This is a genomic window from Streptomyces sp. NPDC048361 (genome assembly GCF_040651795.1).
Taxonomy (GTDB): Bacteria; Actinomycetota; Actinomycetes; order Streptomycetales; family Streptomycetaceae; genus Streptomyces.
The window spans coordinates 40966-55553 of sequence record NZ_JBEZKW010000043.1 but is presented as its reverse complement, the minus strand read 5'-3'; the positions used below and the strand labels follow the sequence as shown (position 1 = coordinate 55553).

The window sequence follows — 14588 nt, the reverse complement described above, 5'->3', positions numbered from 1 at the left end:
GTGTACGTAGCGGACAGTCGCGGCACCCCCGCCGCACCTGCCGACGCCGCCCGGGCCGGTTCCGGGCGGCGTTCGGCCGTCGCCTCCACCGTGCTGGTGCTCGGCACGGTCAGCCTCATCACGGACGTCTCGTCGGAGATGGTCACCGCCGTGCTCCCGCTGTACCTGGTCACCGGCCTCGGGCTCTCCCCGCTCGGCTTCGGCCTGCTCGACGGGGTCTACAACGGCTTCAGCGCCCTCGTCCGTCTGCTCGGCGGCCATCTCGCCGACCGCGGCGGACGCCACAAGACGGTCGCGGCGCTCGGCTACGGCCTCTCGGCCCTGTGCAAGCCCCTGCTCCTGCTGGCCACGTCGCTGCCCGTGATCGGCGCGGTGCTCGCCGCCGACCGCACCGGCAAGGGGCTGCGCACCGCGCCACGCGACGCCCTGATCTCGCTGGCCTCCGCGCCCGAGGCGCGCGGCCGGGCCTTCGGCGTGCACCGCGCGATGGACACCGCGGGCGCCATGCTCGGCCCGCTCATGGCATTCCTGATTCTGCGTCAGGCGGCCGACGGCTACGACGCCGTGTTCACGGTGAGCTTCTGCGTGGCCGCCGTCGGCGTGCTCGTCCTGCTCCTCTTCGTGCCCTCGCGTCCACCCGCCGCCACCCTCCCCGCCGGCGCGCCCCGGCCCACCCTCGCCGGAGCACTGGCACTCCTACGCGTCCGCCCCATACGCCAACTCGCCCTCGCCGCTCTGCTGTTGGGCCTGGCGACGGTGAGCGACTCGTTCGTCTACCTCCTGCTCCAGCACCGCCTCGGCGTACCCGACCGCTGGTTCGCCCTGCTGCCGCTCGGCACCGCCGCCGCCTTCCTGCTGCTCGCCATGCCGCTCGGGCGGCTCGCCGACCGGGTGGGCCGGTGGCAGGTGTTCCTCGGCGGCCACGCGGCCCTGCTCCTCGTGTACGTCCTGCTCCTGACCGGCTGGCAGAGCCCCGCCCTGCCCTTCCTCACGCTGGCCCTGCACGGCGGGTTCTACGCGGCTACCGACGGCGTCCTGATGGCGGCGGCCGCGGGCTCGGTCCCGGCCGAACTCCGCTCATCCGGGCTCGCGTTGATCCAGACGGGCCAGGCCCTGGCCCGCTTCGCCTGCTCCATCGCCTTCGGCGCGGCCTGGACGGCGTGGGGCGACCGGACCGCCGTCGGCACGGCGGCGGCCGCCCTGACCGCGTGCGCGACGGCAGCGTTCCTGCTCCGCCCCGCCCACTCCCCGGCCTCTTCCGCGACCGCGACCGCCCACTCCCCGACCTCTTCCGCGAACGCCAACGCCCCCGAGGAAGACCGGCCTTGACTCTCCGCAACAAGATCCTTGTCCTGCTGGCGGCCCTCGCGGTCCTGGCGGGGGTCGGCGCCGCGTCCGTGCTGCACGCGACGGGCCGCGAGAACCGCAAGAACCAGACGCAGGCCGGCGGGCCCCAAGTCGGCGCCGGATCGCTTTCGTTGCAGCCGGATGCAGACGGGCCCCGGATCGTCTTCCGCAATATGGCGTGGGGCCCGCACCGCGACGAGCTGGCCACGGTGCCCGCAGCCGACCCGGCGGGCCCGCGCACCGCGTCCGGTGTGAAGTGCCTGCGCTTCTACGCGGCAGGCGGCACCGGCATCTGCCTCCAGGCCGAGCGCGGGACGATGACGGACTCGTACCGCGCGGTGGTACTGGACGCCCGGCTCAAGGAGCGCGCGCACTACAGCCTCCCCGGCATCCCGACCCGCGCCAGGGTCTCGCCGAGCGGGCGCTGGGCGGCCTGGACGGTGTTCGTGGGCGGCGACTCGTACGCGGGCACCAACTTCTCCACCCGCACGGCGCTCCTCGACACACGGACCGGTCAACTCACCGCGTCCCTCGAAGACTTCACGGCGTATCTGGACGGCACGGAGCACCACGCCGCCGACACGAACTTCTGGGGCGTCACCTTCGCCGCCGACGACCGGCACTTCTACGCGACGATGGCGACGGGCGGCCACACGTATCTCGTCCGGGGCGACCTCGTGGCGCGTACGGTGACCTCGCTCCACGCCAACGTCGAGTGTCCCTCCCTCTCCCCCGACGGCACCCGGATCGTCTACAAGAAGCGGGTGGCGGGCCTGCCCGCCGACGCCCCTTGGCGGCTGTACGCCCTGGATCTCGCGACGATGCGCGAGACCGCGCTCGCGGAGCCGAGGAGCGTCGACGACCAGGCGGTCTGGCAGGACGATCACACGGTCGCCTACGCCCTGGCCGGGGATTACGGCACCGATCTGTACACGGTCCCGGCGGACGGCACGGGAAAGCCCCGCCGCCTGCTGACGGCGGGGCTCGCCCCGGCCTACCTGGGCTGAGCACCCCGGCCTGTCGGGGCTGAGCGCCCCGGGGCTCGGGGCCCGGCCTATTCCTTGTGCGTGCGGAAGAAGTCCCGCTCGATCTCACGCGACTCGACGGAGATGTGCAGCCGGCGCCCCTCCACCCCCGTCACATGCTTGCGGGCGATCTCCAGAACGGCCTCGCTCAGGCGCTCGATGGCCTGCGGGGTGCGCCCCGAAGCGATCGCGACCTCGACGAAGACGGCGTCGATGCCCTCGTCGGTGGCGGCGAAGAAGGACTCCTCGATCCGCCGGAAACGGCTTTTGAACGCGTCGACGGGCGCGTCGATCAGCCCCGCCGCGACCGCGTGGACCTCACGGGCGAAGGCCGGCCGGTCGAACGCTGCGGCGAGCCGCTCGGAGTATTCGACAGTGACGAAGGGCATGAGCACATCCTTGCGTAGCTGCGTGGCTTGCGTAGTAGGCGGTTCGACCGTAGCGGGCGGTCCGCCCGGGCGCTGGGCGGTTCACATGACGGGAATCGGCATGGGCCACCGCCGGGAGAGAATCGGCCGGCGGGGTCAGGCCGAGGATTTGCGGGCGCGTAATGGCCGGCGGGGTCAGGCCGATGATTTGCGCGAGGCGTAGTGGCGGGCGGCCCGCACCCGGTTGCCGCACTGAGTGGTGCACCAGCGGCGCGCGGCGTGGGAGCGCAGAAACCAGCGGGTGCAGCCCCGGGCGCCGCACGGCGCGATCCTTTCCGCTTCGGCGCCGGTGAGCAGATCCGCGCCGTCCTCGGCGAGCGCGCACAGTGCGGCGCCGACGGGATTGGCGAGGTCCGGCTCGTCGGCGCGGTGGGGCTCGCGCCCGGCCCAGACGAGGCGGGGGGTCGGGGGCGCGGCGGCGAGGACGGCATTGACGGCGTCCAGAGCGCGCGGTGACGGTACGGCGCCCTCCGCCCGCGCGGCGAAGAGCTCCCGCAGCGCCTCGCGAAGACCGCGCAGCCGACTGGCCTGACGTCCAGTCAACACCGTGCTGTCCGGGAGCAGTTCATGGCGTACGAGCCAGAGCCGCGCGGCGTCAGTGTCCTCCAGGAGGTCGACCTGGCCGTGACTGAGCGCGTACCGGGTGTTCACCAGGGCGAGGGAGAGGAAGTGCTCCTCGCCGGGGACCGGTGGCTGGTGGAGGTAGTGCGGCGCGTCATGATCCACAGGTCTCATGGTAATGCTTGCCGTTCTCCGTGAGAAGCCCTACCGTCACCTAACGGCGAACAGACGATTTAGGCGTGAGGAAGGGTGGGCTTGATCATGCGTACGGACACGGCGGGGCAGGGCCGGGAGCCAGGGGACGGGTTCGGCCAGGGGACGGGGTTCGACGTGGAGCGGGTGCGGGCGGACTTCCCGATCCTGGGCCGCACGCTCGACAGCGGGGCACGCCTGGTCTATCTGGACTCGGGCGCCACCACCCAGAAGCCGCTCCAAGTCCTGGACGCGGAACGGGACTTCTACCTGAACCACAACGCGGCCGTGCACCGCGGCGCCCACCAGCTCTCAGTGGAGGCCACCGACGCGTACGAGGGAGCGCGCCGCACGATCGCCGCGTTCATCGGCGCCGCCGAGAACGAGATCGTCTTCACCAAGAACACCACCGAGGGCATCAACTTGGTGGCGTACGCCCTCGGCGGCGCGGGCCTGGTCGGGCCGGGCGACAAGATCGTGGTGACGGAGATGGAGCATCACGCGAACCTGGTGCCGTGGCAGCAGCTCGCCGAGCGGACCGGTGCGCGGCTCGCCTGGTTCGGCCTGACCGACGACGGGCGGCTCGACCTGACCCACCTCGACGAGCTGATCGACGACTCGACGAAGGTCGTCGCCCTGACCCACCAGTCGAACGTGCTCGGCACCCTCAACCCGGTACGCGCGATCGCCGACCGGGCCCACGCAGTGGGCGCCCACGTCGTGGTCGACGGTGCCCAGTCGGTGCCCCATCGCCCGGTGGCCGTAGGGGAGTTGGGCGCCGACTTCCTCGCCTTCTCGGGCCACAAGATGCTCGGCCCGAGCGGCGTCGGCGTCCTGTGGGGCCGCACCGCCCTGCTGGAGACCCTGCCCCCGTTCCTGACGGGCGGCTCGATGATCGAGGTGGTGGAGATGGAGCGCTCGACGTTCCTGCCGCCGCCGCAGCGCTTCGAGGCGGGCGTCCCGATGACCGCGCAGGCGGTGGGCCTCGCGGCGGCGGTGGACTATCTGGAGGCGCTCGGCATGCCGGCCGTGGCGGCCCACGAGGACCGGCTGACCGCCCTCGCCCTCGGCCTGCTCGGCGAGATACCGGGCGTACGGATCATCGGCCCCGCGGACCTGACCGACCGCGGCTCGGCGGTGTCGTTCACGGTCGAGGACATCCACCCCCACGACGTGGGCCAGGTCCTGGACGACCTGGGCGTGGCCGTCCGCACCGGGCACCACTGCGCCCGCCCCCTGGCCCGCCGCTACGGTCTTGCGGCGACCACGCGGGCGAGCTTCTACCTCTACACCACGGAGGCGGAGGTCCACGCCCTGGCGGACGGGGTACGGGCGGCCCAGAAGTACTTCGCCTGAGCGGCAGTACGTCGCCCGAGCCGCGGCGCATCGCCCGACCCACGGCACTGGCACTTCGGCCTTCGCCCGGGCCGCGGCACGTCGGCCGAGCCGCGCGCAGAGAACGGAGCACGGGGCCCCTGGCCCCGCTACCCCCGGGCCCCGCTACCCCCGCGTCCCGCACCAACTCCCTTGCAGAGCGACCCCACAGCTCAGCCTCACTCGCCGCCTTGCCCGGCTCGTTGCCGTCGCCGCTGTCGGCGCACGCACCACCCCTGGACGGCGGTCTGGCACACGCCGAAGCAGAGGGCATACGTGATCGAATCCCCCCACCCATGGTCCAGGAGGAAATGCCGGCACAGGGCGCCTGCCGCGTAGACGGCGAGGTTCACGAGGACCACCACGGCCGGCCGCACCCGACGCCGAGCCCACCAGCCGGCCAACGCACGCCGCACCCCGCGCCGTCTCCCCATGGCCCGCGGGTACCCCCGTGCGGCGCCACTTCACTGCGCGAGACGAGCGCGTCGTCCGTGTGCCGCACGCCAGGGGGTGCGCCTACAGCACCGGCAGGTTCTTCCGCAGCTCGAACGCGGTGACCTCGCTGCGGTGCTCCTCCCACTCCTGCTTCTTGTTCCTGTTGTTCCTGAGGAACTTGGGCACGACTCCCCCGGCATGCGTCACCCCTTGCTGACCTCCAGGCTGTCGGCGGGAAGGCGGTCCATGGCCGTTGCGGGCCCCCTCAGCCACCTCCGACAGCCCACAGACGGCCTGGGGCCGGGCCAACGAGAGTCAGCTGCGGCCGGCTTGAGCTCGTCTGCCGTGCTCCGCCGGCGGCCTCCTAAGGCCCTGGAACCCGTTGTGCGGAAGCCCCACATTTTTCGGGGCAGCCGCGCTTGAATGGGTACCTACCGAGGGTGAGGGGCGCGCATGTTGGCTGAAGAACTGGCAGCAATTGCGGCGGCGGGTGCTGGCGCATTGGTGCAGGCGGCGGGGACCGACGCCTGGACAGGCATTAGGGATCGGGTGAGTCATCTATTTGGTCGCGAGCAGGAGCAGCGGACCTCGGAGTCTCTCGATCTCACCCTCACCGCCCTGGAGCACGCCAACCCGTCCAGTGAACTCGCACAGGTAAGAGCTCGTCAAGCAGTTTACTGGCAGGTGCGCTTCGAGGATCTGCTCAACAGCCTGGCGGCTGAGCAGCAGCAGCTAGCTGTAGTCCAGCTGCGAGAGGTAATCGAAGGGATGCGCCAGTCCGGTTCGCCCTCGGACCACCTGAGTATCAGCGGAGACGTATCCGTTAGAGCCACCCATGGCTCGGTCGCGGGAGTCCTCCTCACTGGAGATATCCACATTGAAAACCCTCTGCAGCCGGGTTCGGAGAGAGGCTGACTGAGCCCGGCGCTGGAAGCCCACTACTTCCCGAAGAAACGTCGATCCTCGCATCGTCGGGCGGGCTGGCAATCGGAAAGGTCGTAAACCTCCACACCAACTCGAACAGGCCAGCCAGTAGGATCTGGCCGCATCAAATCGGCATTCTGCCTCCCGAGGCGCATTGTTTTTTGGAGCGCTCGAATCTTTCACTCTCGGTTCCGCAGCCTACCCGGATCTTTGCAGGGATGGGCGGCGTAGGGAAGACTCAACTCGCCGCACACTGTGCACGACAGGCGTGGAGTACGGGAAAGTTCGACCTACTCATCTGGGTCAGCGCAACCAGCAGAGAGGCTATCGAGCTTTCCTATGCTCAAGCGGCCCGGGATATTTGCAGTCGCTCGGGAGATACCCCGGTCGAGGATTCACGTATTTTCCTAGCGTGGCTTCAGGCCACCGAGCGCCAATGCATGGTGATCCTTGATGACCTCGCCGATCCATCGGACATCCGAGGGCTTTGGCCACCCTGTCGAGAAAATTGCCAAGTGATCGTGACCACACGACGCCGGGACGCATCCCTGCATGGTCAAGGTCGCGCCCTTGTCGACGTCGACACGTTCTCCGCCGAAGAAGCCATGTCATATCTAGCTGCAAAATTCACTTCCCATTGCCGCAGTTATTCGGGCGGGGATATCGCGGGCCTCGCCGCCGATCTTGGCTACCTGCCACTGGCAATGGCGCAGGCGGCCGCATATATCGTAGATCAGGGGTGGGGCATTTCGCGCTATAGAGCTGCCCTCAGGGACCAGCGGCGGGTCTTGGCGGATCTTGTCCCTGAAAACGGCGGATTGCCGGACGATCACCGGGAGACCCTGGCGGCTGTTTGGGACCTGTCCATTGCCCACGCTGATACGCTACGTCCTGTCGGACTCGCCAGGTCTTTACTGGAGCTAGCGGCAATGTTCGAGCCCAACGGATTTCCGCTGGCGCTCCTGGTTGGCGAAGGCGCTCGTATCTACCTCGCGGTCATCAAGCACGTGCTGGGAGATGAAGAAACTCCCGTGCGTGACATCGCTTCGTCAATTTCCGACGACGATATCACTTCCGCCCTGCGCACTTTGCATCGGTTGAGCCTTGTCACTCATAACCCTGAGAGTTTCCATCAGATTGTGCGCATTCATCCGCTGATTCAGCGCATCACGCGGGATTATGTAGATGAAACTCACCGCGGAGAGCTTGCATACTTTGCATCATACTGCTTACTGGAGACGTGGCCCGATCTTAGCAACGATCGGGCGGCTCACCAGATGCTCCGTGACAGCGTCGATAAACTGTCTCGCGACTTCTACGATACCCTTTGGCACCTCGACGCCCACCATGCACTTTTCCGTGGGGCAGACAGTTACGGCGAAGCCGGGATGTTTTCACGGGCTATTACGCAATGGACTGCACTCAGAGATTCGGCGATAAGAATTCTGGGTGTTGACCATCCAGACACTCTCAAATGTATCATGCAGATAGGGTGGTGGCATGCAAGAAACTGTGACATGGACAACGCCGCGGACACTTTGCTGGAAGCCTACGAGGCGCTACGAAAAACCAAGGGGCCCCTTGACCCGGACACTCTTCTCGTCCTTGGGGATCTGGCGATGCTTGCCGGCCTGGGCGGATATTTTGTTGAAGCTGCCTCAACTTTCGAGTACATCCTCAAATCACTTCTAGTGGATCACGATCAACAGCACCTCCGCGTGATCGACGCCCGTTGTCAGGTGGCCTACTGGAATGCCAGGTCCGGTGACAGCATGGCTGGCATTTCAGTGCTTGAAGGTATCCTCGCCGAGCTCCCGACCCAGTTCGGTTCCGAAAGTGAATTGGTTTGCATAATCAGGCACCATATAGCCACGCTGAAGGGTGACGCCGGGGACCCCGCAGCTGCGGTAGCGGCCTTAGAAGATATTTTAAAGGTTGAGCTCAGAACGCTTGGGCCGGATCATCCTGACGTCCTTCTCACGCAGCACAATCTCGCCGAGTTCCGCCACGAAGCCGGCGACTCACGTCGTGCAATCTCCGAAATGCGCAATATCGTCGCCAGACGCGAGCGGCTTCTAGGCGTAAATCATCCCAGAACCCAGAACTCGCGCCGGAAGCTGGATGAAATGCTGGCGGAAACCGAGCCGCCTAATTAACGCGCCTAGCGAGTGGGTTGAATCGGGTCGAAGGTAGCAAGTGTGCCACCGCGGCTGGTCGGCTCCCCGTAAGGCTGTCTCCTTCGTTTGTACTGGTCGGCGAAGCAACCCGCAGCCACAAGCGCACGCTGCGGGCCGTGGATGAGGTCTACAGGGCCGCCGATCCGTCGGCTGACGGCCCACAGACGGCCCAGGAGGGGTGGTACGGGTCCGGGCCGGCGGGGGGCTGAGTGCCGTCGGCCCGGAAGGTTGTGGTGCTGGGGTACCGCTGCTGACCTGCTGTTACAGCACCGGCAGGTTCTTGCGCAGCTCGAACGCGGTGACCTCGCTGCGGTACTCCTCCCACTCCTGCTTCTTGTTGCGCAGGAAGAAGTCGAAGACGTGCTCGCCCAGAGTCTCCGCGACCAGTTCGCTGCGCTCCATCAGGGCGATGGCCTCGCCGAGGTTCTGCGGGAGGGGCTCGATGCCCATGGCGCGGCGTTCGGCGTCGGTGAGGGCCCATACGTCGTCGTCGGCGCCCTCGGGGAGTTCGTAGTTCTCCTCGATGCCCTTGAGGCCGGCCGCGAGGAGCAGCGCGTAGGCGAGGTAGGGGTTGCAGCCGGAGTCGAGGGAGCGGACCTCGACGCGGGCCGAGCCGGTCTTGCCGGGCTTGTACATGGGGACACGGATGAGGGCCGAGCGGTTGTTGTGGCCCCAGCAGATGTACGAGGGCGCTTCGCCGCCGGCGCCCGCGGTGCGCTCCGAGCCGCCCCAGATCCGCTTGTAGGAGTTGACCCACTGGTTGGTGACCGCGGCGATCTCGGCGGCGTGCTTGAGGAGGCCCGCGATGAAGGAGCGGCCCACCTTGGAGAGCTGGTACTCCGCGCCCGACTCGTAGAACGCGTTGCGGTCGCCCTCGAAGAGGGAGAGGTGGGTGTGCATGCCCGAGCCGGGGTACTCCGAGAACGGCTTCGGCATGAACGTGGCCTGGACGCCCTGTTCCAGCGCGACCTGCTTCATGACCAGGCGGAACGTCATGATGTTGTCCGCCGTGGAGAGCGCGTCGGCGTACCGCAGGTCGATCTCCTGCTGGCCGGGCGCGCCCTCGTGGTGGCTGAACTCGACCGAGATGCCCATGGATTCGAGCATGGTGATCGCCTGGCGGCGGAAGTCCATGCCGACGTTCTGCGGGGTGTGGTCGAAGTAGCCCGAGTTGTCGGCCGGGACCGGGCGGGTGCCGTCGAGCGGCTTGTCCTTGAGCAGGAAGAACTCGATCTCGGGGTGGGTGTAGAAGGTGAACCCGAGGTCGGAGGTCTTGGCGAGGATGCGCTTGAGGACGAAGCGGGGGTCGGCGAAGGAGGGCGAGCCGTCGGGCATCCGGATGTCGCAGAACATCCGGGCGGTGCCCGGGGCCTCCGCGCGCCACGGCAGGATCTGGAAGGTGGACGGGTCGGGCCGGGCGATCATGTCGGACTCGTAGACCCGGGCGAAGCCCTCGATGGCCGAGCCGTCGAAGCCGATCCCCTCGTCGAAGGCCTGCTCCAGCTCGGCCGGGGCGACCGCCACCGACTTCAGGAAGCCCAGCACATCGGTGAACCACAGGCGCACGAACCGGATGTCGCGCTCCTCCAGGGTTCGGAGCACGAACTCCTGCTGCTTGTCCATAGCCACATCCTTGCAGTTCAGACGGCCTGTGCACCGTTGCCCCGAAACCGGGGGCGGCGGGGGAATCCTCAGTATCGAGGCGCGGGATTACCTCCACATTACGCACCCGGTATGACCTACGGCACGTCCCCTCCCCGCGTGTGCCCGCGCGTCGTTCCCGCATACGGATGCCAGGGCCGTGCGGCGCGGCGGGTGTGTGGCTGGTTGCGCAGCCCCCGCCCCCCTGGCCTAGTCGGTGCGGGCCCGCACCGGCCCAGTCAGCCCGTCCGGCCATCGCGGACGAGCGCCCTCAAGGCTGTCGGCGCTCCGCAATCGATCTGATGGCACAAATGCTGAAGAAACGGGATGGCGCAGCATCATCCAACTGACCATCCACAAACGCTCTTTGGCGTTTCTTGGTGATCACATGCCCCCCGCATGAACCGTTCCTGACAAGAGTGACGCATTACATGCACGCATCCGACAGTGCATGTACAGCAGGCGAAGACCTCACGCAGGGGGTTACATGAGAACCAGCCGCGCCAGGCGGCGCGCAGGTGTGAGCATGGCAGCGACACTGCCACTGCTCGCCGGCGCGCTCGCCCTCGGCATACCGTCCGCCCAGGCGGCCGACCCGGTCCCGAGCGGACGGGCGGCCCTCGCGGGCACCCAGCCCGTCTGGGCCACCGGCTCCGCCGACCAGGGCGCCACGGCCACGGCCACCAAGCTCAACGCACGGGTCTACCTCGCCGGGCGGGACACCAAGGGCCTCGACGCGTACGCCGCGGCCGTGTCCGACCCGCAGTCGGCGTCGTACGGCAAGTACCTCAGCGCCGCTCAGGCGCAGCAGCGTTTCGGCGCGACCCAGGAGCAGATCGACGCGGTCACCACGTGGCTGAAGTCGTCCGGACTGACCATCACGGGCTCCAACCAGCACTACATCTCGGTGACCGGTGACGCGGCCGCGGCGCAGAAGGCATTCGCCACGCAGCTGCACAACTACCGTAAGTCGGGCCGTACTTACCACGCCCCGTCCAAGAACGCCTCCGCGCCGAACGCGCTCCGGGGCGCCGTTCTGACGGTGACCGGCCTGGACAACGCCCCGCACCAGGCGTCGCACCAGGACACCCTTCCGGGCCCGGGTGCCGGCTTCCGCAACGCGGGACCGTTCTCGTCGTACTACGGCTCCAACATCGCCAAGACGCTGCCGGACGCGTACGGCACGAAGATCCCGTACGCCGTGCACGGTTACACCGGTGAGCAGCTGCGGGCGGCGTACGGCGCCGGCAAGTACACCGGCAAGGGCGTGACGGTGGCCATCACCGACGCGTACGCCTCGCCGACCATGGCGTCGGACGCCGAGACGTACGCCAAGCGCAACGGCGACAAGCCGTACAAGACGGGCCAGTACAGCGAGGTCCTGCCGGCGGACTACAACAGCACGGAGGCGTGTGGCGCGTCCGGTTGGTACGGCGAGGAGTCCCTCGACGTCGAGGCCGTGCACGCGGTCGCCCCGGACGCCAACATCGTCTACGTGGGTGGCGCGTCCTGCAACGACCCGGATCTGCTCGACGCCCTCAACAAGGTCGTCGACCGGCACCTGGCCGACATCGTCTCCAACTCGTGGGGCGACATCGAGGCCAACGAGACCCCGGACTCCGCGGCGGCGTACGACCAGACGTTCAAGCTCGGCGCGATCGAGGGCATCGGCTTCTACTTCTCCTCCGGTGACAACGGCGACGAGGTCGCCAACACCGGCAAGAAGCAGGTCGACACCCCGGCCAACTCGGCGTGGGTGACGGCGGTCGGCGGTACCTCGCTGGCGGTCGGCAAGAACGACAAGTACCAGTTCGAGACCGGCTGGGGCACCGAGAAGGCCTCGCTCTCCGCCGACGGCAAGAGCTGGGTGAACTTCCCGGGCGCCTACACCAGCGGCGCGGGCGGCGGCACCAGCTCCACCGTGAAGCAGCCGTACTACCAGCACGGCATCGTGCCGGACGCGCTGGCGAAGGCGAACGGCGCGACCCGGATGCGTACGGTTCCGGACATCGCGGCCGTGGCCGACCCCAACACCGGGTTCCTGGTGGGCCAGACGCAGTCGTGGCCCGACGGGTCGGTGAAGTACGACGAGTACCGCATCGGCGGCACCTCGCTGGCCGCTCCGGTCACCGCGGGCATCCAGGCGCTGGCCCAGCAGGCCAAGCGCTCCCCGATCGGGTTCGCCAACCCGTCGATCTACGAGCGCTTCGACTCGCGGCTCTACCACGACGTGACGGACCACCCGCTGGGTGCGAGCCGTGACCTCGCGGTCGCCCGGGTCGACTTCGCCAACGGCGTCGACGCGTCCGGTGGTCTGCTGACCTCGGTGCGTACGCTCGGCAAGGACAGCTCGCTGGTCGCGACGCGCGGCTACGACGACGTGACGGGCGTGGGCTCGCCCGCCCCCGGCTACGTTGCCTCGTACGCCAACCCGTTCCGCCGCTGACCCGGTACCCCCGGTCACCCGCCCCGCCCCCGGTCGCGCACTCGCCGCGACCGGGGGCGGGGTCGTTTCCCCCCGGCCACCCCGGCCGCCCGCGCAGTTCCCCGCGCCCTCCGTGCCGGGCGGCACGCGCATCCTCGGCCCGGCGGGCTGGTCCCCACTTCGCCTGCGGACCGTGGTCGCTTCTCGCGCAGTTCCCCGCGCCCCCAACTACTCCGTGCCGGGGGCATGCGCATCTTCAGCCCGTCCGGCGATTGAGGACGAGCGCGGAGCCCCAGGGGGCATTACCCCCGGCGGGTTTCGGGGAGGGGCGGGGTGGGGGAGATCGCCTCGGCGGTCCGGGCCGGCGCGTCCAGCATCACCAGGTGCCCCGCCCCCTCCGCGAGGAGGAACGCCGCCCCCAGCGCCCCGGCGAGCCCCTGCTGCCGGGCCACCCAGCGCGCCCCGCCCGCACCGCCCGCCAGCACGACGCGCCGCCCCGCGGAAAGCGCGAACTCCCTGCGCAGGCACAGGAGTTCCGCCGCCACCGCGTGATAGCGCGCATTCTCGAGGACCATCCCCCGCAGCACCCTGGACGTGCGATAGCACCCCCGTACCAGCTCCCGCTGCGCCGGGTCCCCGCCCCCCGTACGGGACATCCGCACGGTGGCCCGGCGCGCCGCGGGGCCGAGCGCGGCCGGCGCCCCCGCCGCGCACAGGGCCGAGCCGAGCGCCCGTGCGAGGGCGAGCCGGAGACCGGCGGCGGCCGGAGGGCGCGCGTGCTCCTCGACGCTGGAGTCGACCAGGACCAGCCCCGCCGCACGGGCCGGGTACAGGCGCGCGAAGGCCTCCGCGTGGAACCCCGCGATGGAGTGCCCCACCACCGTGGCGGGCCCGGCGGCCCCCAGCGCGTCGAGGATCCCGGCGATCCGGTGCGCCTCCCCCGCCGCGCTCGGCGGCACGAGCGCCGGTCCGGAGAGCCCGTGCCCGGGGCGGTCGAACCGTACGACCGTGTGGTGCGGGGCGAGGAGCGGCACCACCGGGTCCCAGTCGAACCAGCTCATGCCGAGCCCCGCGCTGAGCACCACCACGGGCCCGGCGCCCTCGACCACGACGTGGTGGGGCACCCCGCCGACCCGCAGGAACATCCCGGCGGCCACCGAACCCACCCCGTTCATCCCGCCCACCTTGTCCATCCCACGACTCACCCGTTCATCCCGCTCACCCCGCTCACCTCGTACGCCCTTCACGCGCCACGCTCCACGCGAGCACCCCGAGCCAGAGCGCCACGAGGAGCACCTGGAGGCGCTGGCCCGCGCCGAGCGACCAGGTGCCGCGGCCGGCCTGGAAGGCGGCGACGGAGGCCAACGTCCAGGCGGTGGCGAGGAGTTCGAGGCCCATGAGCGCCGGTCCGAGGCGCGTGGCCAGCGGCGGCCCCCATCGGTAGCGGCGGGCCGCGACGGTCAGAGCGACGACGCCCACCAGCGCGCCCGTCATCGCGAGGCTGCTGCTCACCGCGTGCGCCGTGTGCGTCGCGGGGACCAGGCCGGCCGTCTCGCGGGCCTGGCACACCGGGTCGGCGGTGGGCGCGCAGCTCAGCGGGAGCCGGGAGTCGAGTGCGGTGGCGGCGCCGAAGAGCGCGAGGCCCGACCAGCCGGCCAGGGACCAGGGCCGCCGGTCGCAGCGCGCGAGCGCGCACACCGCGGCGGCCAGCACCAGCAGCCCGGCCGCCAGGTCGGTCGCGCGGAAGAGGCCGCCGAGCGGCTGGTCGGCGGCGGCGAGTTCGCTCACGTACGCCCGGATCGGATCGAGGCCGGTCTGGACGAGGAGTTCGAGGACCCAGGCGGTGTAGGCGAGGGCGCCGAGCGCGAGCAGCACGGACACGGTCCGGGGTCGCACACCGCTGCGGGACATAGTGGGACCGAGCGTACCGGGGTGCCGTGCGGTCACTGGCGGTCCGGACGCCGCCCCTGCCTCCCGAGGCCCGGACGCCGCCCCTGCCTCCCTAGGCCCGGACGCCCCCGCCATCCCCGGCCCGGGCGGCCCCGTCTCGCCGGCCCGG

At 69.6% G+C, this 14588-nt stretch carries 12 protein-coding genes; 6 read left to right on the top strand and 6 right to left on the bottom strand.

Annotated features, from left to right (window positions below):
* Both AB0D31_RS23775 and AB0D31_RS23770 read left to right on the top strand, forming a co-directional pair.
* The gene (locus AB0D31_RS23775; protein WP_362726504.1) at positions 1–1329 is read left to right on the top strand and encodes an MFS transporter; all 1329 of its coding nucleotides are present in this window, start codon (positions 1–3) and stop codon (positions 1327–1329) included.
* Entirely contained in the window at positions 1326–2354 is a 1029-nt protein-coding gene (locus AB0D31_RS23770; protein WP_362726502.1) for a TolB-like translocation protein, read from the top strand. Before AB0D31_RS23775 ends, AB0D31_RS23770 begins: the two co-directional genes overlap by 4 nt.
* Before the next feature lie 47 nt (positions 2355–2401).
* Here the strand turns inward: AB0D31_RS23770 and AB0D31_RS23765 are convergent, their stop codons facing one another.
* Both AB0D31_RS23765 and AB0D31_RS23760 read right to left on the bottom strand, forming a co-directional pair.
* Complete coding sequence (locus AB0D31_RS23765; protein ID WP_362726499.1) at positions 2402–2761, bottom strand: isomerase; 360 nt, start codon at positions 2759–2761, stop codon at positions 2402–2404.
* A 174-nt stretch (positions 2762–2935) separates the two neighbouring features.
* On the bottom strand, positions 2936–3535 hold the full coding sequence (locus AB0D31_RS23760) for a CGNR zinc finger domain-containing protein (protein ID WP_362726496.1): 600 nt from the start codon (positions 3533–3535) through the stop codon (positions 2936–2938).
* Positions 3536–3622: 87 nt separating this feature from the next.
* Here AB0D31_RS23760 and AB0D31_RS23755 point away from each other — a divergent pair, with 87 nt between their 5' ends.
* Positions 3623–4909 (top strand): cysteine desulfurase, encoded by a 1287-nt coding sequence (locus AB0D31_RS23755; protein ID WP_362726494.1) that lies wholly within the window; start codon positions 3623–3625, stop codon positions 4907–4909.
* Positions 4910–5443: 534 nt separating this feature from the next.
* Here AB0D31_RS23755 and AB0D31_RS23750 read toward each other — a convergent pair.
* Positions 5444–5548, bottom strand: a complete 105-nt coding sequence (locus tag AB0D31_RS23750) for a glutamine synthetase (protein WP_362726491.1) — start codon at positions 5546–5548, stop codon at positions 5444–5446.
* Positions 5549–5815: 267 nt separating this feature from the next.
* On the opposite strand from AB0D31_RS23750, the gene AB0D31_RS23745 reads away from it, so the two are divergent.
* Both AB0D31_RS23745 and AB0D31_RS23740 read left to right on the top strand, forming a co-directional pair.
* Positions 5816–6277, top strand: a complete 462-nt coding sequence (locus AB0D31_RS23745; protein WP_362726488.1) for a hypothetical protein — start codon at positions 5816–5818, stop codon at positions 6275–6277.
* 227 nt (positions 6278–6504) lie between these two features.
* Positions 6505–8442 (top strand): tetratricopeptide repeat protein, encoded by a 1938-nt coding sequence (locus AB0D31_RS23740; RefSeq protein ID WP_362726485.1) that lies wholly within the window; start codon positions 6505–6507, stop codon positions 8440–8442.
* 282 nt (positions 8443–8724) lie between these two features.
* Here AB0D31_RS23740 and AB0D31_RS23735 read toward each other — a convergent pair whose 3' ends face one another.
* Positions 8725–10086 (bottom strand): glutamine synthetase family protein, encoded by a 1362-nt coding sequence (locus AB0D31_RS23735; RefSeq protein WP_362726483.1) that lies wholly within the window; start codon positions 10084–10086, stop codon positions 8725–8727.
* Positions 10087–10630: 544 nt separating this feature from the next.
* On the opposite strand from AB0D31_RS23735, the gene AB0D31_RS23730 reads away from it, so the two are divergent.
* Positions 10631–12550: a S53 family peptidase gene (locus AB0D31_RS23730; RefSeq protein WP_362726481.1), complete on the top strand. Its 1920-nt coding sequence runs from the start codon at positions 10631–10633 to the stop codon at positions 12548–12550.
* A 281-nt stretch (positions 12551–12831) separates the two neighbouring features.
* On the opposite strand, the gene AB0D31_RS23725 is transcribed toward AB0D31_RS23730, so the two are convergent.
* Together AB0D31_RS23725 and AB0D31_RS23720 are read right to left on the bottom strand one after the other, a co-directional pair.
* Positions 12832–13674, bottom strand: a complete 843-nt coding sequence (locus tag AB0D31_RS23725; RefSeq protein ID WP_362726547.1) for an alpha/beta hydrolase — start codon at positions 13672–13674, stop codon at positions 12832–12834.
* A gap of 82 nt (positions 13675–13756) precedes the next feature.
* Positions 13757–14440: a DUF998 domain-containing protein gene (locus tag AB0D31_RS23720; RefSeq protein ID WP_362726478.1), complete on the bottom strand. Its 684-nt coding sequence runs from the start codon at positions 14438–14440 to the stop codon at positions 13757–13759.
* Positions 14441–14588: the final 148 nt, after the last annotated feature.

Coding starts and splice junctions, on each gene's coding strand:
- AB0D31_RS23765 (WP_362726499.1), bottom strand. CDS start 2,761: ATGCCCTTCGTCACTGTCGAATACTCCGAGCGGCTCGCCGCAGCGTTC.
- AB0D31_RS23760 (WP_362726496.1), bottom strand. CDS start 3,535: ATGAGACCTGTGGATCATGACGCGCCGCACTACCTCCACCAGCCACCG.
- AB0D31_RS23755 (WP_362726494.1), top strand. CDS start 3,623: ATGCGTACGGACACGGCGGGGCAGGGCCGGGAGCCAGGGGACGGGTTC.
- AB0D31_RS23745 (WP_362726488.1), top strand. CDS start 5,816: ATGTTGGCTGAAGAACTGGCAGCAATTGCGGCGGCGGGTGCTGGCGCA.
- AB0D31_RS23740 (WP_362726485.1), top strand. CDS start 6,505: ATGGGCGGCGTAGGGAAGACTCAACTCGCCGCACACTGTGCACGACAG.
- AB0D31_RS23735 (WP_362726483.1), bottom strand. CDS start 10,086: ATGGACAAGCAGCAGGAGTTCGTGCTCCGAACCCTGGAGGAGCGCGAC.
- AB0D31_RS23730 (WP_362726481.1), top strand. CDS start 10,631: ATGGCAGCGACACTGCCACTGCTCGCCGGCGCGCTCGCCCTCGGCATA.
- AB0D31_RS23725 (WP_362726547.1), bottom strand. CDS start 13,674: ATGTTCCTGCGGGTCGGCGGGGTGCCCCACCACGTCGTGGTCGAGGGC.
- AB0D31_RS23720 (WP_362726478.1), bottom strand. CDS start 14,440: ATGTCCCGCAGCGGTGTGCGACCCCGGACCGTGTCCGTGCTGCTCGCG.